The 19,060-nt window shown below is 39.2% G+C and carries 19 protein-coding genes; 17 read left to right on the top strand and 2 right to left on the bottom strand.

From position 1 onward, the window contains the following. The first annotated feature begins 18 nt into the window (after nt 1–18). The 10 genes from IPI99_04855 to IPI99_04810 all read left to right on the top strand — a co-directional run bounded on the left by IPI99_04855 (nt 19) and on the right by IPI99_04810 (nt 7,085). The gene (locus IPI99_04855; GenBank protein ID MBK7339839.1) at nt 19–564 is read left to right on the top strand and encodes a rhodanese-like domain-containing protein; all 546 of its coding nucleotides are present in this window, start codon (nt 19–21) and stop codon (nt 562–564) included. 3 nt (nt 565–567) lie between these two features. Beyond that, nucleotides 568–1,266 (top strand): TIGR04283 family arsenosugar biosynthesis glycosyltransferase, encoded by a 699-nt coding sequence (locus tag IPI99_04850; protein ID MBK7339838.1) that lies wholly within the window; start codon nt 568–570, stop codon nt 1,264–1,266. A 64-nt stretch (nt 1,267–1,330) separates the two neighbouring features. Next, nucleotides 1,331–2,299, top strand: a complete 969-nt coding sequence (gene paaA / locus IPI99_04845) for a 1,2-phenylacetyl-CoA epoxidase subunit A (GenBank protein MBK7339837.1) — start codon at nt 1,331–1,333, stop codon at nt 2,297–2,299. A gap of 12 nt (nt 2,300–2,311) precedes the next feature. Then, on the top strand, nt 2,312–2,593 hold the full coding sequence (gene paaB, locus IPI99_04840; protein ID MBK7339836.1) for a 1,2-phenylacetyl-CoA epoxidase subunit B: 282 nt from the start codon (nt 2,312–2,314) through the stop codon (nt 2,591–2,593). Nucleotides 2,594–2,598: 5 nt separating this feature from the next. Beyond that, nucleotides 2,599–3,357, top strand: a complete 759-nt coding sequence (gene paaC, locus IPI99_04835) for a phenylacetate-CoA oxygenase subunit PaaC (protein ID MBK7339835.1) — start codon at nt 2,599–2,601, stop codon at nt 3,355–3,357. A gap of 6 nt (nt 3,358–3,363) precedes the next feature. Continuing rightward, the gene (gene paaJ / locus IPI99_04830) at nt 3,364–3,864 is read left to right on the top strand and encodes a phenylacetate-CoA oxygenase subunit PaaJ (protein MBK7339834.1); all 501 of its coding nucleotides are present in this window, start codon (nt 3,364–3,366) and stop codon (nt 3,862–3,864) included. A 51-nt stretch (nt 3,865–3,915) separates the two neighbouring features. Then, nucleotides 3,916–4,653 (top strand): sulfite exporter TauE/SafE family protein, encoded by a 738-nt coding sequence (locus tag IPI99_04825; protein MBK7339833.1) that lies wholly within the window; start codon nt 3,916–3,918, stop codon nt 4,651–4,653. Between the two features lie 32 nt (nt 4,654–4,685). After that, nucleotides 4,686–5,792: a universal stress protein gene (locus IPI99_04820; GenBank protein MBK7339832.1), complete on the top strand. Its 1,107-nt coding sequence runs from the start codon at nt 4,686–4,688 to the stop codon at nt 5,790–5,792. A 31-nt stretch (nt 5,793–5,823) separates the two neighbouring features. Further along, complete coding sequence (locus tag IPI99_04815; GenBank protein ID MBK7339831.1) at nt 5,824–6,639, top strand: universal stress protein; 816 nt, start codon at nt 5,824–5,826, stop codon at nt 6,637–6,639. Between the two features lie 56 nt (nt 6,640–6,695). Continuing rightward, entirely contained in the window at nt 6,696–7,085 is a 390-nt protein-coding gene (locus IPI99_04810) for a hypothetical protein (GenBank protein ID MBK7339830.1), read from the top strand. Here IPI99_04810 and IPI99_04805 read toward each other — a convergent pair. Both IPI99_04805 and IPI99_04800 read right to left on the bottom strand, forming a co-directional pair. Next, on the bottom strand, nt 7,073–7,669 hold the full coding sequence (locus IPI99_04805) for a hypothetical protein (GenBank protein MBK7339829.1): 597 nt from the start codon (nt 7,667–7,669) through the stop codon (nt 7,073–7,075). The two genes, IPI99_04810 and IPI99_04805, sit on opposite strands and share 13 nt — an antisense overlap. Before the next feature lie 21 nt (nt 7,670–7,690). After that, nucleotides 7,691–10,294, bottom strand: a complete 2,604-nt coding sequence (locus IPI99_04800) for a T9SS type A sorting domain-containing protein (protein MBK7339828.1) — start codon at nt 10,292–10,294, stop codon at nt 7,691–7,693. A 226-nt stretch (nt 10,295–10,520) separates the two neighbouring features. Here IPI99_04800 and IPI99_04795 point away from each other — a divergent pair, with 226 nt between their 5' ends. From IPI99_04795 to IPI99_04765, 7 genes are read left to right on the top strand one after another with little or no spacing between them, the layout of a single operon-like run. Further along, entirely contained in the window at nt 10,521–11,594 is a 1,074-nt protein-coding gene (locus IPI99_04795) for a hypothetical protein (GenBank protein MBK7339827.1), read from the top strand. A 23-nt stretch (nt 11,595–11,617) separates the two neighbouring features. Continuing rightward, nucleotides 11,618–12,910 (top strand): nucleotide sugar dehydrogenase, encoded by a 1,293-nt coding sequence (locus IPI99_04790; protein MBK7339826.1) that lies wholly within the window; start codon nt 11,618–11,620, stop codon nt 12,908–12,910. Between the two features lie 33 nt (nt 12,911–12,943). Further along, nucleotides 12,944–14,263, top strand: a complete 1,320-nt coding sequence (locus IPI99_04785) for a UDP-glucose/GDP-mannose dehydrogenase family protein (protein ID MBK7339825.1) — start codon at nt 12,944–12,946, stop codon at nt 14,261–14,263. A 10-nt stretch (nt 14,264–14,273) separates the two neighbouring features. Next, nucleotides 14,274–15,404 carry a DegT/DnrJ/EryC1/StrS family aminotransferase gene (locus IPI99_04780; GenBank protein ID MBK7339824.1) on the top strand — a complete coding sequence of 377 codons (1,131 nt, stop codon included), beginning with the start codon at nt 14,274–14,276 and terminating at the stop codon, nt 15,402–15,404. A gap of 14 nt (nt 15,405–15,418) precedes the next feature. Beyond that, nucleotides 15,419–15,991: an N-acetyltransferase gene (locus IPI99_04775; GenBank protein MBK7339823.1), complete on the top strand. Its 573-nt coding sequence runs from the start codon at nt 15,419–15,421 to the stop codon at nt 15,989–15,991. Further along, nucleotides 15,988–16,923 carry a Gfo/Idh/MocA family oxidoreductase gene (locus IPI99_04770; protein MBK7339822.1) on the top strand — a complete coding sequence of 312 codons (936 nt, stop codon included), beginning with the start codon at nt 15,988–15,990 and terminating at the stop codon, nt 16,921–16,923. Before IPI99_04775 ends, IPI99_04770 begins: the two co-directional genes overlap by 4 nt. 11 nt (nt 16,924–16,934) lie before the next feature. Continuing rightward, on the top strand, nt 16,935–19,055 hold the full coding sequence (locus IPI99_04765; GenBank protein ID MBK7339821.1) for a bi-domain-containing oxidoreductase: 2,121 nt from the start codon (nt 16,935–16,937) through the stop codon (nt 19,053–19,055). Nucleotides 19,056–19,060: the final 5 nt, after the last annotated feature.

Here is a 19,060-nt window from a genome sequence, read left to right as displayed (position 1 = left end):
TTATATTTGTACTTGAAAATGGAAAAGAAAAAGTCAATCTTACAAACCTTAAAAACACTTTTTCTCATTTTGACAGTGAGCCTGTCTATGGCTCCATTGTCTGCCCAAGACAGCCGAATCACAAATCCAAAGTTTGCAAAATTGCTCCAGAAAATGCTGTCACATTCGGTTCCGGAATTGAGCTGTGTGGATTTCAATAACAAGCAGGATGAATTTATTATCCTCGACACGAGAGAACAGGATGAATACTATGTAAGCCATATTAAAAATGCGAGACACTTGGGTTATGATCATCTAAGTTTGAGCCAATTAGATTCTATTTCTCGTGAAAAAAAAATAATTTGTTATTGCAGTATTGGATATAGGAGTGAAAAGGTCGCAGAAAAAATTAAGAAAAAAGGATTTTATCATGTTTACAATTTATATGGTGGAATTTTCGAAATGGCAAATCGCGGGTTTACAATTGTGGACTCACAAGGTCAGCCAACTGTAAATATCCATCCATACAGTTCTCTTTGGGGCATTTGGATGACCAATCCGAAATACAAAAAAGTTTACCATTAAGGCATGAGGTTAAGTATTGTCATTCCCGTGCTTAATGAAGAGAAATATCTGGGCACCACGCTTCGTTATTTAAAAGAAAATTGTTCCCCTTTGACGGAAATAATTGTAGTTGATGGAGGAAGTCAGGATAACACCAGCTCAATCGTGAAAGATACAGGTGGCTGCGTATGGATCGAAACCAGGCCCCAAAGGGCAGGACAAATGAACAAAGGAGCCGCTTTGGCAAATGGTGAAATTTTGTTTTTTCTTCATGCAGATACTTTGCCTCCAAAAGCTCTTGAGCCCATTCTCCAAAACGCCATTCAACAAAGCAAACTCTGCGGTTGTTTTATTTCAGAATTTCAGGGACATTCTGTTATGCGAAAGTTGAACCATTGGTTTACCAAAAGTAATTTGCTTTGGTTTAGAGGTGGAGATCAGTCGTGTTTCGTTGAAAAAAAACTTTTTCATAAGATTGGTGGATTTGATGAGAGATATGATGTTATGGAGGATTATGATATCATCTGTCGATTGAAAAAGCAAGCTCCATTTTCTATTTTACCGCACAGTATTTCAATTTCTGACAGAAAAATTCGCCGCCATGGTTATTTTAAAATCAATTTGATCTACAGCATTATGCTCTCTGCATTTATTCTGAATGTTGGACCTAAAAAGCTCTATCAGCTCTACAAAACATTATGGCGCTCAGATAGCTTAAAATAAAATAAAGGATAATGTAGTCTTTTATATGGAAAGGCATTAATTTTACCTGTAAATTGTTTAGCCAATGCATACAACCATCACCAGTTTTCAAATGGCTGATCTTGAAGCCAGATTTCAAACCCGAATCGACGCTGAAGACAAAATCGAAGCCAAGGAATGGATGCCTGAAGAATATAGGAAGACATTAATTCGGCAGATCTCTCAGCACGCTCATTCTGAAATCGTGGGTATGCTACCTGAAGGGAACTGGATCACCAGAGCCCCGTCTCTCAAGCGCAAAGCAATATTACTTGCAAAAATTCAAGATGAAGCCGGTCATGGACTATACCTGTACAGTGCATCTGAAACCCTTGGAGTGGAAAGAGAAGACTTGCTGGCTGAGCTGCATTCAGGGAAAGCTAAATATTCCAGTATATTCAACTATCCTGCCCTTACTTGGGCTGATATTGGCTCTATTGGCTGGTTGGTTGATGGTGCAGCTATCATGAATCAAGTTCAGCTTTGCCGCTGCTCCTATGGCCCCTATTCGAGAGCGATGATCAGAATCTGTAAAGAAGAGTCCTTTCACCAAAGGCAAGGATTTGAGATTTTACTCAAATTGTGCCAAGGTTCTCCGGAACAAAAACAGATGGCTCAGGACTCTGTAAACCGCTGGTGGTGGCCTTCCTTGATGATGTTTGGGCCAAATGATTCGGAATCTCCTCATACTGCTCAATCTATGAAGTGGAAGATAAAAAGACTAAGCAACGATGATTTGAGGCAGAGATTTGTCGACATGACTGTACCTCAGGCAGCAGTTTTGGGTCTGACACTTCCGGATCCGGAACTCAAATGGAATCCGGAAAGAAATGCACATGATTTCGGAAAAATCAACTGGGAAGAGTTTTGGAATGTCGTGAAAGGAAATGGCCCATGCAACAAACAAAGGCTGCGCGACAGGGTAGCAGCCCACGAGAACGGTACCTGGGTACGTGAAGCAGCAATGGCTTATGCGGCGAAGCAAAAGGAAAGAAATCAGCAATCTCCACAATAAAACCTTTATACAATGAAAAACTGGCCATTATACGAAGTGTTTATTCGACCACGCAATGGTTTGGATCACAAGCATGCAGGCAGTCTTCATGCAGCAGATGCAGCCATGGCACTCGAAAACGCTAGAGACGTTTATACTCGACGCAATGAGGGAATTAGTATTTGGGTGGTTGAGTCCAAATATATCACTGCCTCTGATCCCAAAGATCAGGATATGTTCTTTGAACCTGCGGAAGATAAAATCTATCGCCATCCTACGTTTTACGACTTACCTGATGCAGTAAAACACATGTAATCATCATGAAAAACCAATCGAGTTTATACAGTTTTCTTACCATCCAAGCAGACACAGCACTGATCAATGGTCAGCGTCTAGGAGAGTGGTGCGGACATGGTCCCGTGTTAGAGCAAGACATAGCCATGACCAATATTGCCTTGGATTGTATCGGCAGAGCAAGGCTACTCTATCAGTATGCTTGCACGATCGACAGTCGATTCAAGGATGAAGATGAAATGGCTTATATGAGAAATGTGATGGAGTATAAGAACTTGCTTCTTGCAGAACAACCGAACGGTCATTTTGGAGTTACCATCGCCAGGCAGTTTTTTTTAGATGCTTTTCATCTGCCTTTTTACGAAGCCTTGTGTGAAAGCAAAGATGAAAAGTTGGCTGCAATCGCCGCAAAATCAGTCAAAGAGCTGGCTTATCATTACAGATGGAGCAGCGAATGGGTTGTTAGATTGGGAGATGGGACACCTGAAAGCCATGCCAGAATGCAGGAAGGGATTGATGAAATGTTTGCCTTTACAGGAGAAATGTTTGAAGCGACCGAAGACGAATCCATTTTGACTGAAGGTGGTATCATTCCGGCTTTAGAACTTATCAAGCAAAACTGGCAAACCAGAGTATCTCAGACCTTGCAACATGCTACTCTGATTGAGCCCAAAGCAGGCTGGATGCAATCGGGTGGCAAAAAAGGTGTACACTCTGAACATCTCGGACACATCTTGTCTGAATTACAATATATGCAGAGGGTATATCCGGGTCTTGAGTGGTAGAATAACCTGAAAAGAGTGAACCAAGTCGAAGAAATATTCACGGTACTGGAGTCGATTCCCGATCCCGAAATTCCGGTTCTTTCCATCGTAGATCTGGGCATTGTACGACATGCACAAGTATCGAGTAGGGGGATTGAAATCAAAATCACTCCAACATATTCAGGTTGTCCGGCTATGCACCTGATAGAAACGGAAATAAAATTTGCATTGGAGGACCATTTCTCACAAGCTGTTTACATTGAAACGGTACTTTCTCCGGCATGGACCACGGACTGGCTCAGCCCCCACTCTAAAGAAAAATTAAGACAATACGGGATCGCGCCACCCACCACGTTAAGTAGCAGACGTATCCAAAATTTGTTAGGGGAGTTAGGCGATAAGGTCGTCTGTCCTAGATGCAGCTCTTCCCATACAGAGTGTGTGAGTTCTTTTGGATCTACTGCTTGCAAGGCATTATATCGCTGCAAAGAATGCCTGGAGCCTTTTGATTACTTCAAGTGTCATTGATTTCATATGGCACTTGCTTTAGCTGTTTAGAATCTTTTAGAGAACCACCGGATGAACACAGATTTATTGATTTTTAGTCTTTTGGCATTACTTGCTGAAATCATTGGAACTATTGGTGGATTTGGTTCTTCAATGCTGTTTGTTCCGCTTGCAAATCAGTTTTTTGACTTACATTCTGTTTTGGGGATTACTGCTCTTTTTCATGTGGTGAGCAATTTATCCAAAATCACATTATTCAAAAAAGGAATTGACAAAAAATTATGCTTGCAGATGCTTGTCCCCAGTGTAATTTTTGTCACCATTGGTGGTATATTGAGTAAATACATTGATATGAGAATTGCTGAAATGTTTCTTTCTTTATTTTTGATTCTGATCAGCTTACTTTTCATGTTTGATCTGAATCAAATCAAACCTACTCAACAAAACATGATTTCTTCCGGTGCTTTGAGCGGATTTTTAGCCGGATTGATTGGTACCGGAGGAGCAATCCGTGGCTTGACCTTAACTGCTCTGAATCTAGAGAAAAGCGTATTCATTGCTACTTCTGCTTCAATTGACCTCGCCATTGATTTGACCCGCAGCGCCGTTTACTTATGGAATGGATATATCACCAGACAAAATTTATATCTTTTGCCAATCCTTTTTTTGATAGGGATTGTGGGAACCTGGATCGGAAAAAAATTCGTTGATAAAATAGCGCAAAGCATGTTTAAAAAAATTGTATTATTGCTTATATTGGGAATTGGTATTTATACTCTTTCTAAATGGATTTTTAGTACATCCATGTAAGCATTATTTCCATTAGACCAAAAATGTTAGCTATGATAAAATTTGAAATCAATTCGAAAAATGATCAGGAAACTAAAGATCTGACCAATATGATTCACGATTGTATGACATCTGAAGGTTCGGACTATATGATAGTGGTCAATCGCTCCAAATCTGAAATTCAGGAATCTTTGCAAAATAAAGAATCTCATATTCAGTTTCACAAATACACGATTTATCATCATGAATTAAAACACTACGAAGAAACCAAGAAAAAGCTCTACAACGCGGTACATCATAAAAGAGATAAAGTAGAAAAAATACTTATCGGCACAGACCTGTCAGAGGCAGCAACCGAGGCAATGAATTATGCTTTTCAGCTGGTTCGTGACTTTAATGCCAAAGCAGAAATTGTCTATATTGTCGAAAGCTTGACCCAGCTGACTCTACCACAACCGATGAGCAGCACAAGCTATGTTCCTCTGGTAGACCTCGAAGCTATGGGTAGCACTTTGAAAGCACATGTTGATCGACTACTGGACGGACATCCGGAAATCAACAGCACTATGATTTCTTATCGGGTTGTCATCGGAGAAGTCGTCAGTGAGATCCTCCAGGAGGCTAATCGTACGCATGCAGACTTAATCGTACTTGGCAATACAGGTAAAAATACATTGCTTAAAAAAATATTCGGGTCTACAGCTCGCAATGTAGCACACAAAGCAAATATTCCCGTATTATTAGTTCCTCCACCATCAAAATATACAAGACCTCTCAAAATTTGCTACACTTTTACAGATGAATCCTCAGAAACATTGAACCTGTCTGAAGCCATCAAATGGTCATCTCAGCTGAATGCAGATATTAGTTTTCTCTATGTAAGTCAGTACGAGCCTTTTGAAGCACTATCAAAAGAAAATTTATTCAGTAAAGTGTCAAAAAATATTGACCCTGCACTGATCCAAAAGTTCCACATCACCCATGATGTAATCCCTGAAAAAGGTATAGAGAGATTTGTGAAAGAAAACCAAATCGACCTCATCATACTTGTGGATAGCGGAAAAAATAAAATCAGCTCTTTTCTTACTGAAAGTGTAAGCAAAAATCTGGAATACAACGCCGATTTTCCACTTTTGATTTTACATAGACATGTAGACTAAAAAAACTCGCTTTAAAATCCTCAATCGTCCAATGTTAAAAAAAATAGTCATCCCTGTAGACTTCGGAAATGGTGCAAAAGCTGCCTATTACTATGCACAGCAAATGACCGCACATTCTCCGGCAGAAATTTATCTCATACATATATTGAATCCTGAAAAAAGCGGTCAAAATGTGAACGATGCAATTGCCCTGAAAGATCTACAGGACTTTGCGACACAGCACACGGTTCCCGACCTGAAAAATCCAAATAATGGATTACATACAAGCATCCTCAAGGGCAGCTATCAGGATTGTATTCAGGCATTTTGTGATAGTAACAACTGTGATATGATGATATTAGGTAGGAGAGATAAGCACAGTCTCATGGATAGAGTGCTTGGCTCCATTGGATCAAAAATCGCAGAGCAATCAACTTGCCCTGTTTTAATAATTCCAGAACACATTCTTGAGGCACAATTTAAAAACATATTATATGCCACCGATCACAATTCTATACAAATGGGAAAATTACAATCAGTTTTAAATCTCATTCGTCACTTTGGATCCAAATTACACTTTATTCATATCAATGCTTTTGTAAACGAAAACACTTTACTCAAAAACAATGTGTTGTCTATTTTGTGTCACGATGGAATTCCAATCGTTCCTTTTGTCTACAAAGAATTTAAATCCGAACACATTGCAACAACACTCAAAGAATACTCAAAAGAGCAAAATATTGATCTCGTAATACTATCACCAAATCAAGAACATTCAATTTGGGAAAAATGGACACACAGCATCTCACAGGATCTCATCCATTTCAGTCAACAACCAATGCTCATTCTCAATAAAAAAAAATTATAAATATCTAATTTGAAAATATGATTCCGGATAAAATTATAATCCAACCGAAAATTTCCTTGTCAGAATTAAAACGACAATTCTCTCATCAGTATCCCTATTTGAAACTGGAATTTTTCAACAAATCACATGAATTTCATGGAGGAAATCTAGCCAAAAACATGATTCGAAATACGGACGTAAAAATCGAAGATATCTCCAAATGCAATGCAAGTGCATATGCTGAAATCAAAGCTGACCTACAGGTGGGAAAATTTGAAATTAAATTTCAGGAACAATTTAATCTTGGTGTTCAAGTGTTCAAAAAATCTAGAGGTACGTATATAGAGACAACGAGATCAGATGATTTTACTTTCGGTCAATTGAACAAAGCTGCGCAGGAATACAACGAACAATTGTCTGAAGATCTGAGTACCGAAGATGATCTGGATGTAGATTATTTCCATTGAATTGTATTCATCAGGTGGATAATATCTTCCTTTAAAAATAATGCAAGCGGAGCCAATGAGTCCGGTCTTGTTTGTGTATGAAAGTACAATGATCCTCTAAGAAAATGCTTGGCACTGTCTGTCACATAAAACTGCACTGGTGAGGCAGCATGCCCTTCCATATCAAATAACATCCCACTTAAGGACGAAGATTTTCTAAATGGAATTTCATCCAAATAATTTGCTACTCTTTGGTGTTTTCTCGCCAGAAGAAATGCATCGTTGATACATTTGCTCATGTCTGCTTTGGACTTAATCGGAGAGTAGGTGCAATAAATTCCCGCATCCAAACTGTCGAGGTACAGGGTAAACCAACATTCATTCGATGGTTTTTCATCAAAAAAAAGTGTGTCCTTCACCACCCTGGAGTAAGCAGGAATTTCGCAATCAAAAGGACAATCTGTATTGCTGAAATTTTGATAATTTTTTTCAGGAAAATTTATTCTTGGAAAGGTCCGCGGTTTCGGTACATAAACCGGATCTGCGCATGAACTCATCCACAGCAAAATATATCCCCACACTAAGATTCGTTGTCGCAATTGCATTGGAAATAGCCAAACTCTGACTTAGATCTTCTCAAACTTACGCTGTGTCCATTTCTGACCACTCAGAATGTGGACTACATACCACCCCGATGTAAGATCTTTGACCTCCATTTTTAGTTCATTTTGATGATAATTAGACTTTCTCAACTCCTTGCCTTCAAGGTTTACTATACGAACCTGCTGTATCGGATGATTTGATTTGACGATCAAAAAATCTGCTGTTGGTTGAGGATAGATATTAACCTCATTTTTTGATAAATCAAAAGTTGCAGTATTCAATTTCACTTCAAAGCTCTGCATTTTAATACAGCCATTGGCATCTGTTACAATAGCCACATAATTCCCGACAGGAAGATCATTGAGTGGCCTCTGTGGATCTAAGGTAATTTTATATGGTGGTGTCCCGCCAGAAGCTTGTATGTTGACAGAGCCATTTTGACCTGGTTTCGCATCTGTCACACTTACACTAAACTGGACTTCAGTCGGGTGCTTTACCTGAAAAGTAAACTTGTCTGAAGTATTGAGACGGGATCTGACGGTGACATCATAACTACCATCAGGTACATTGATAAGGTCTCTAGTTGTCGCACCGGTATTCCACAAAAATTTGAATGTCGCCGCCCCCGCTATGCTGTCCAAAAATATCGAGGCTGGAGGATCTCCTGCACATTTGACATTAGTTATTCTATGCGATACAAGGGTCGGGATCGAACAAGCATAGTTCAGCGTCTTGCACAATGTGTCAACGTTGCAATACCCTGTAGTGACCTGACATATCGTCGCCTTGCCATCCCTGCACGGCATAGCTATTTGTTGTAATGTATCGCTACCAACCACTCTTTGATTTAACACCCATTCCAAACTTGACTCCTTTGTTACATTGTTGCGCACGATTGCAAATTCATGGTCATTGGTGAGTTCAAAATCTGACTGAACAAAATAGTCTATCGTGCTCAATACGTCGTCCTTCACTCCCGGGGAAACATTGTAAAAAGATCCGCTGGCATTTTTTTCGAGCTTACGTGCTTTTACCATGTATTCATACAATATATCTTTTGTGAGGCATTTATCCTGAAAATAATTGGTATCAACTATCGCTATTTGGGAATAAATCGTGTCTGTGGCTTTTTTGCGGTAAACGACGTAACCTTCCGTGGCATCAGAGGAAGTGGACCAGTCAAGATTGACCAAATGTCCAAATTTATTGATCGACAGGCTAGAAGGCGGTTTGATCGGAAACAATACCAGTGTAGGATCTCCCATCAAAGCAATATGTGTCCCTCTAGCTCCTACGAGCCCTGCGGTATAAATGCCAACATTATTACTGGTAATCAACATACTACTTCCGATATGATCTCCCATAGACATCTGGTGCAAGTGCATGGCAGGCCTTCCCGCCCAGGCAGTAGTCAATACTGTACCGCTACCCAATGCACTGCGCATAAAAGCATTCTGAATATCCCAGTCCCCAAAATAAGATCCAAATAAAAATGTAAAGACGGTTTGTAAGGAATCTGTTGCCATCAAACCACTACTTGAAATTCCAGCTGCTCCCTCATAATTACCGCCACCTGCTCCAAATGAGCACAGGTAAGATCCGGTCAGGAGACTATCTCTGAATGCTCCCGAAAATACGTTGTCAGAATTAAATAATGGAATAAAGCTCTGGTAACCGGATTGGCCAAAGCCTTCATTCTGGAAGTTAAAATTGTCCTGAACCATCGCACGGCGCATGGACCTTATTTGCCCGGTACGATAGAGATGGTTTTTATTGAGATAGCGCTTCATCATGACCGTGTCTGATACACCAAAAACAGGTAAATTTGAGAAATCCACCCTTCCAATTTCCAATTCAAGGTCTGAAGGGATGCTAGAATTATCAAATTTCCCATCATTTGGGATATTTTTATTCTCGGCTCTGGAGGCTACTGTATTGTTTACAGCTGTATCCGTCCAAATTCCGTCAATATCTGCATAATATGAATCTGCCGGCCAAGCTCCCTGATGATCTGGATGTCCATCGTAAGCGGAATTTCCGGAATATGGTACATCAATGTGACCTAAAAGCAAGATCGTCTTAAGGCTGGGGTGAAGTTTGACAAGACCTGTGATCAGGGCCTTAGTTCCTTTCACGTCAATAGCATTTGGGATATCCCTCACCAGTACTGTCCAGTTCTCGTTTTCGAGGTCATCAACAAGTTGATTAATTTCGTTTTTAAGTACAGTCGAAAATTTGCTTTCCACAAATACAGCGATTTTCGGCTTGTATATTGGTGGTACATATTTGATCCCTGCTAGAACATATCCATTAGCCGTAATGCTGCTGGAAGTTCGGCTGACGCGATATTCATAGGTTTTGCCAACTTCGACATTTCTATCGGTAAAACTGAGAGAATCAGACGGATAATTGGCGATAAAACTACCCCAAGACTTTGCTTCTTTTGTTTTCCTATAGACAAAATATCTGGTTGCATTTGGGTAATAATCCCAGCGTAGCGTAATGGATGCCGGGTTTTCTTTTACAAGTACCCTCAAGGACACCGTTGCCTCCAAAGACCAATTCTGAGCTTTTAACCAAATAAAAGAAGAGAAAAGTATCATTGTTACCAGATAAAATTTTCGCATGTCGTTCTTTTTTTGCTGCAATTTAAGGCATTGTGCATTAATAAGTGCATAACATATTAAAAAACGACCTGCATTGCGTTCTCCAAATACCTTTTTGTACTTTTTATTAGTTTTTAACGTCTTAAGGAGAATTTGAAAAATGGCTGAGAGGGATTTTATATTACAAAAGAGATGAAGAAATTATAAATTAAACTAATTTTACATGTGAATTTTGAGATCTTATCTTATGCCGGAAAAACAGACATACCAGGAAGAAGAGTTGAGCTTTAAAGGACTGGTCCTGTCCATCAAAGTTTACATTCGTGCTATTTTAAAAGCTTGGAAATGGATCGCGCTGTTTGTTTTACTTGGTTTTGGAATATTTACACTTCTTGGTATTAAAAATCACAAATGGTACGAAGCTGAAGTCAGCTTCATGATCAATGACACTCAAGGTGGTTTCGGAGGAATCTCCGCTCTTCTTGGCCAATTTAGCGGATTTCTGGGAGCTTCTGAAGAACAAGCTAACCTCCAGAAAATTTTGGAGCTTTCAAAGACAATGCGCATTGCCCAAAGCATCTTCTTTACAAAAGCTGTAGTAGACCAAAAAGATGATTTCCTCGCAAATCATTTGATCCGCGAGCTTGACCTCAAAAACAAATGGTCTCCTGATCCGATCATCGGCAAGAAAAATAAATTCAAAGGTTTCCTTTTCAAAAGTTCCGATGTGGCACAGTTTTCCCGATTGGAGAGCGAAGCTTTTAAGCGCTTGCACAAAAATTTTTCAGCGATGGTACAAACCGGTTCTTCTGACAAGACTGGGATCATGAAAATAAGCATTCAGTCTCCGAATGAAGAGCTCGCATATCAATTGTGCAAAACCATGTTTTCGGAGCTAAGCCAGTTTTATGTCGACAAAACCATTGAAAAACAACGTGAAACATACCTGGGTCTCAAAATGAAAACGGATTCTCTTAAAAATCTGATGGTGAGAAAAGAATACGGTTTGGCGGGATTAAAGGACAGTTACCGAGGTACTTGGTTACAAACGGAAGAGGTCCCCAAAACAATCTTGGACAGGGATATCAGAATGCTCCTACTCATCTATGGCGAAACCGTAAAAAATTTAGAGCTCGCCTCTTTTTCATTAGAAAATGTTACTCCATATATACAGGCTATAGATCCTCCTATGCTTCCCTTAGAGGTGAAACAATATTTCTCTATTAAAAACATAATCCTGTGTATTTTCGCCTGCTCTTTTTTAGCGATACTCACAGTGATCGCATTGACGTTTTATCAACAAAAAATGTCGGAAGCTTGACAGATAACAGTTAAGAATAAATGATGTACAAAGATTTAATTGAAAAGAAAAAAAATATTGCTGTAATAGGATTGGGTTATGTCGGATTGCCCTTAGCCTTGTCTTTTGCAAAAAAATTTCGGGTGATTGGATTTGATACAAATGCTTCACGAGTTCAGATGATGAATCAAAAAGTTGATCCATCAAAGGAATTGCTCAGTGAAGATTTTGACGGCAGAGATATTTCATTTACTTCTGATGCCGCAAAACTTAAAGAAGCTCATTTTTTTGTTGTAGCTGTTCCTACCCCTGTGGATGAACACAAAATCCCGGATTTGAATCCTGTCTTGCGCGCCTCCGCTTCAATTGCCTCTGCTCTCAAAAAAGGTGATTATGTAATTTACGAATCCACTGTATATCCGGGCTGTACAGAAGAAGATTGTCTTCCCATTTTAGAAAAAAATTCAGGGCTGAAAGTAAATGTAGATTTTAAAATCGGTTACTCTCCGGAAAGAATAAATCCGGGAGACAAACAAAGGTCGGTCGAAACAATATTGAAAATCGTTTCCGGAAGCGATCCGGAATCATTAAATGAAATCGCACAGGTATACGGTACAATAATCCAAGCTGGAGTATATGAGGCTTCTTCAATCAAAGTTGCTGAAGCAGCAAAGGTGATTGAAAACACTCAAAGGGATTTGAATATTTCTTTCATGAATGAGTTGTCTATCATTTTTGATAAAATGGGTATCGACACCCGAGAAGTTCTTGCCGCAGCTGGAACGAAATGGAATTTTTTGAAATTTGAACCAGGACTTGTTGGAGGACATTGTATTGGCGTCGATCCTTATTATTTATTGCACAAATCCAAAGAATTGGGTTATGATCCTGAGGTTATTCTCAGCGGCAGAAGAATCAATGACAATATGCCGGCTTACATCGCCAAAAAACTCACTCAAATGCTGATTGCCAAAGGAAAAAATCCAAGCAGTTGCAAAGTTCTTATCAAAGGAATTACTTTTAAAGAAAATGTTTCCGATATCCGCAATTCAAAAGTAGCTGATTTGTACAACGAACTGAATGATTATTCGATAAGTGTTGATATACAAGATCCAAAAGCAGACTCAGAAGAAGTGTTCAAAGAATACGGTATTCATATTATCGATCATGTAGATACTTTATATGATAGTATCATCATTGCAGTCGCACATGACGATTTCAAATCGGATACTTTGGAAGATTACAGAGCTATCATGACAAAAGATCCTGTATTAATAGATCTCAAAGGAATTTTTGAAAAGCCTTCAAAGTCAGATTTGACATATTGGAGGTTATAATTAATAGAAAAGAAATCCTGAAATTTTTAAAACATGAATGTTGCAGTTGTTGGTACGGGTTATGTAGGTTTAGTCACTGGAACCTGTTTTGCAGAAACGGGCAACCATGTAATTTGTGTTGACAACAATGAACAAAAATTAGCACAGTTACAAAGGGGAGAAATACCCATTTTTGAACCGGGACTGGAATTGATATTTGAAAGAAACTGCAAACAAAAACGACTTTCCTTCTCGGCGGATCTCAAAGCGGCAGTCCAAAACAGTCAGATCATTTTTTTAGCCTTGCCTACTCCTCCCGGGCAGGATGGGTCAGCAGATCTAAAATACGTATTAGGCGTTGCTTCTCAACTTGCGGAATTCATTGATCAGCATAAAGTCATTGTCAATAAAAGTACAGTGCCTGTAGGTACAGCAGAAAAAGTAGACGCTATTTTGGCTTCAAAATTGGATCGCAAACTTTTTGATGTTGTATCCAATCCTGAGTTTTTAAGAGAAGGAGCCGCAGTCGAAGACTTCCTCAAGCCGGATAGGGTTGTAATAGGCGCTATGTCTGATCAGGCAAAGCAAATTATGATTGACTTGTACGAACCCTTTGTTCGTCAAGGCAATCCCATATACAGCATGGATTGGAGAAGTGCTGAATTAACAAAATATGCAGCCAATGCATACCTGGCTACTCGTATCAGTTTTATGAATGAAATTGCAAACCTGTGCGAGCTCACGGGAGCTAATGTTGACAACGTACGAATAGGCATGGGTAGTGACAACCGCATCGGCAAAAGATTTTTGTTTCCAGGTGTAGGATATGGCGGAAGTTGCTTTCCAAAAGATGTAAAAGCACTAGACTTCACCGCGACAAATAGTGGATATCATTTTGATATTTTACAATCCGTAATGCATGTCAATGGCAGACAGAAAAAAAAGTTGTTCGAAAAAATCAACAAATACTTTAATTCTGATTTGTCAAATAAAAAAATTGCAATTTGGGGCTTGTCATTTAAGCCCAACACGGATGATATCAGGGAAGCGCCGGCTATTGAATTGATAGTAGATCTACTCTCAAAAAATGTAAAAATCAGCGTATTCGATCCCGAGGCAAACCAAAATGTAAAAGACATTTTCGGCGATCAATTAGAATATGCTGAAGATATGTATGAAGCCGCTCATAATGCAGACGCCTTGGCTATCGTTACAGAATGGAGCCTTTTCAGATCACCTGATTTTGGAACAATTTCCGAGAAAATGAAACAAAAAGTCATTTTTGACGGTCGTAATTTATATGAACCTGAGAAAATGAAACAGCTTGGATTCTATTATTCCAGCATAGGAAGACAAACAATTATTCAGAATTGATATGACAAACATGAAATTACAGATGGTTGACCTCGCAAGTCAATATTCCAAGATCAAACCGGAAGTAGATAAAGCTATTCAGGAAGTAATCAATACCACTTCTTTTATTAACGGAGCTGCTGTAAAGTCTTTTGAAGAAAATCTTGAACTTTATCTACAATCTAAATATGTAATACCATGTGCAAATGGAACAGATGCTCTTCAGATTGCCTTCATGGCTTTGGATCTAAAAGCCGGAGATGAAATCATTGTGCCTGCATTTACATATGTGGCTACAGCAGAAGTGATTGCTTTACTGGGCCTGACACCGATTATGGTTGATGTAAATCCCGATGATTTCAATCTCAATCTGGAAGAAATCAAAAGAGCTATCGGCCCAAAAACAAAAGCAATTGTTCCTGTTCATCTTTTTGGACAATGTTGCCAAATGGAAGAAATCATGCAAATAGCAAATGAACATCATTTGTGGGTGGTTGAGGACAATGCTCAGGCAATCGGATCAGATTATACATATTCAAATGGTCAAATAAGAAAATCCGGCACTATAGCTCATATCGGTTGCACGTCCTTTTTTCCTTCCAAAAATCTAGGTTGTTACGGAGATGGCGGGGCCATATTTACAAATGATGAAGCGCTCGCTGATAAAATAACCATGATCGCAAATCATGGCCAAAGCAAAAGATATTATCACGATGTAGTCGGTGTAAATTCCAGGCTGGATAGTATTCAAGCTGCTGTATTGGATATTAAATTGAAACATCTGGATGCCTATGCTTTGGCACGCCGACAAGCAGCCGACTACTATGATTCCGCTTGGAAAGATCTGCCTTTTATCATCGCACCTTTTAGAAACTCTCATTCCACCCACGTATTCCATCAATACACCCTGAGAATTACCAATGGAACGAGGGATGCTTTGAAGGAATATTTGGACTTAAACAATATACCTTGTGCTATTTATTACCCCGTTCCGCTGTATGATCAAAAAGCATTCGTTCCATACAGAGGTAAAGTCACCAAACTACCGGTTACAGAGTTGTTGTGCAACGAAGTGATTTCTCTACCAATGCATACCGAAATGACTCACGAAATGCAGGACATTATCATTCGAAAAATATTGGAATTTTATCAATCAAAATAAATATTGTGTCATCCATATATTTTGCTCATGAAACCGCAGTAATCGATAGTGGCTGCACCATTGGTGAAGGTTCAAAAATATGGCACTTTAGTCATATTATGCCGGATAGCATTATTGGTGATAAATGTAATATAGGCCAAAATGTGGTGATTTCTCCGGGCGTTGTTTTAGGCAATAATGTCAAAGTTCAAAACAATGTCTCTATTTACACGGGAGTGATTTGTGAAGATGATGTCTTTCTTGGTCCTTCGATGGTTTTTACAAATGTCATCAATCCCAGAAGTGCTGTGATTCGAAGAGATCAGTACGCTAAAACTACTGTCAAAAAAGGAGCCTCAATAGGCGCAAACGCAACCATCGTTTGTGGTAATGATATCGGTGAATTTGCCTTTATCGGGGCCGGAGCCGTGGTGACAAAATCGGTGCCTGCTTATGCGCTGGTCGTTGGTAATCCGGCAAGACAAACTGGATGGATGAGCGAATACGGCCACAAGCTTGAGTTTGACACAAATGGATTGGCACTATGTCCGGAGTCCGGAGCAAAATATCAACTGAAATCAGGTGTAGTTACAAAATTAAACACATGAAAAGATTTGCACTAATCGGGGCCGGAGGATATATCGCTCCTCGACATATGAAAGCAATTAAAGAAACCAAAAATATTTTGGTTGCAGCTCTCGATAAAAATGATTCAGTTGGGATCATGGATAGCTATTTCCCTGAAGCAGATTTCTTTACTGAATTCGAACGATTTGACAGACATCTGGAAAAACTCAAAAGAAAAAAAGAGGGAATTGACTATTTGAGTATTTGCTCACCAAATTATTTGCACGATTCCCACATTCGTTTTGGGCTTAGGTTAGGCGCTGCTGTCATCTGCGAAAAACCCCTAGTCCTCAACCCCTGGAATATCGATGCGCTTCAAGAAATAGAACTAGAAACTGGAAAAAAAGTCAATACAATACTTCAACTGCGTCTGCATCCTGCTGTAAAAGAATTAAAAAACAAAATTGAAGCAAATCCTTCTCAATCGTACGATGTAGATTTGGTGTATATCACTTCTAGAGGAAAATGGTATCACACGTCCTGGAAAGGAGATGTCCAAAAATCCGGAGGTGTCGCCACTAATATTGGCGTTCATTTTTACGATATGCTGGGATGGTTATTTGGTGAAGTCAAACAAAATATTGTCCATGTCCAACAAGCAGATCGGGTGGCTGGCTTCCTGGAATATGATCGAGCACGGGTGCGTTATTTTCTTAGCATCAATGAAACGACTTTGCCCCAGGAAGTGGTTTTAGCCAATAAAAAGACATACAGGAGAATGCTTATAAACAAAGAAGAGTTTGAGTTCAGTGAAGGATTTGGCGATCTGCATACGATTTCCTACCAACACATCCTCAGTGGTCAGGGTTTTGACCTGGAGTCTTCTCGTAGGTCGATAGAAACGGTTTTTCAAATTCGCAATGCAGCGCCAGTTGGATTAATCGGAGATTTCCATCCGTTTGCTGCATTATAAAATCATTGCTTTTGAGAATTTTAATGCAAAGCCTGAAAGACGGCACCACATACCTCGAAACCTTGCCTGTGCCCCATCCTTCTGCGCAGCAGGTACTGATCAAATCTACCTGTAGTTTGGTATCTCCAGGTACTGAAAAAATGCTGATCCAATTTGGTAGGTCTTCCGCTTTACAAAAAGCTCAACAACAGCCGGATAAACTGCAACAAGTTTTCCAAAAAATTAAAAATGAAGGCCTGTTTTCAACACTTGAAACAGTCCAGAACAAACTGGACCAACCCATTGCACTAGGATATTCCAATGTTGGTATAGTAGAAGAACTTGGCTCAGCTGTACATCATCTTTCCAAGGGAGACAGAGTTGTAAGTAATGGATATCACGCAGAATATGCCTTAGCTTCTAAACATTTATGTTGTAAAATTCCAGACAATGTCGACGATGATACAGCTGCCTTTGCTATAATTGCAGCTATCGGTCTACAAGGAGTTCGTCTGCTCCAAGTAGAATTGGGCGAAAAAATTGTGGTAATAGGTCTTGGCTTAATCGGAATATTAACCTGCCAAATACTCCAGGCCAATGGCTGCGAAGTGATTGGAATGGACAATAATGAAAATGCCTTGGAAAAAGCAAATTTACTTGGCATTACCACCTATCACTCTGGTAAAATATCCGGCAGCGATATGTTTCAGCATGTCTTCGGTGGCATTGGGGCTGACGCAGTTATCATTACCGCTTCCGCTGCAGCGCCATTGACAAATTATGCTGCGGAAATCTGTAGAAAAAGAGGTAGAATCGTTTTGGTTGGGGTCGTATCCAATGAATTGGATCGAGATCTCTTTTATAAAAAAGAACTTCGTTTTCAAGTTGCCTGTAGTTACGGTCCTGGTCGGTATGACCCTGTTTACGAAGAACAAGGCGTAGATTATCCGATTGGATTTGTGAGATGGACAGAATCCCGAAATATTGAAGCGGTACTTCAACTGATGTCAAATGGAAAAATATCCACAAAACATCTTTTATACAGACAATCGGAATTTGATGATGTAATAGAAAATTTTTACTCCAAACTGGATGAATTAAAATGGGGAAACCTGATAAAATATCATTCCACAAATCATTCTTTTTCATCTGCCATACAGCTGCAAACACATTTACCAAAAAATACAAACTCTAGAAATCAAACATTTGGTGTGATCGGCTCTGGTAATTTTGCTACAGCTGTTATTTTTCCTCAGCTGAAGAAAAACGGAGCAGTAGTAAAATCCCTGGTATCGAAACAAAATACCTCAGCGAAAACGGCCAGAAAATACGGTATAAATAACATAAGCACGAAAAATGAATTAATCCTTTCTGATCAAGAAATAAATACAGTAATAATTTGTAATCGTCACGCAGCTCATGGTCCTACTGTTCTTGACGCTATCAATTCAGGAAAAAGAGTTTTTGTAGAAAAACCTCTTTGTACAAACGAAAACGACCTGGCAGAAATTAAAAATAAAATAAGCCTTGGAGCTGAAGTAATTGTGGGCTTCAATAGAAGATTTTCTCCGCATTCGTCCAAAATGAACCGTTTGTTGGGAAATGATCGGTCAGGGGTAGCTATCAATTATCTCATCAACGCCGGTTTCATTGATCCTTCTCATTGGATACAAGATCCTGAACAAGGAGGCGGTAGACTAATCGGTGAAGTTTGTCATTTTGTCGATCTATGCAATTATTTTACACAATCAAAAGTAGTAGAAGTCAATGCAGTAAATCAAGGAAATAATAATTCTTTGAGTGATATTTTATCAATTCAATTAAAATATCTAAACGGCGCTATTGCTTCCATCCAATATTTTTCGAATGGGTCAAAAAAATATCCCAAAGAACAGCTTCAGGTATTTGACAAAGGAAAGGTTTACCAAATCGATAATTTTAAAACATTTTCGATAAATGGAAGCAGCAGCCCATTCCAATTTCTGAATCAAATGGACAAAGGCTATAGAATTCAATTTTCGGAATTGACTAAGGAAAACTCTCCATTTTTCAATCATCAATATTATCAAGATGTTATCCATAGTACTGAAGTTACCTTTGCAATTAAAAAATCCCTGGAACAAAATACAAGAATTCGAATTACGGAAATGTAAAATAA

The sequence above is a fragment of the Saprospiraceae bacterium genome (genome assembly GCA_016710235.1).
Classification (GTDB): Bacteria; Bacteroidota; Bacteroidia; order Chitinophagales; family Saprospiraceae; genus Vicinibacter.
Note: the sequence above shows the minus strand (reverse complement) of the source record. Positions and strands in the feature narration are given on the sequence as shown.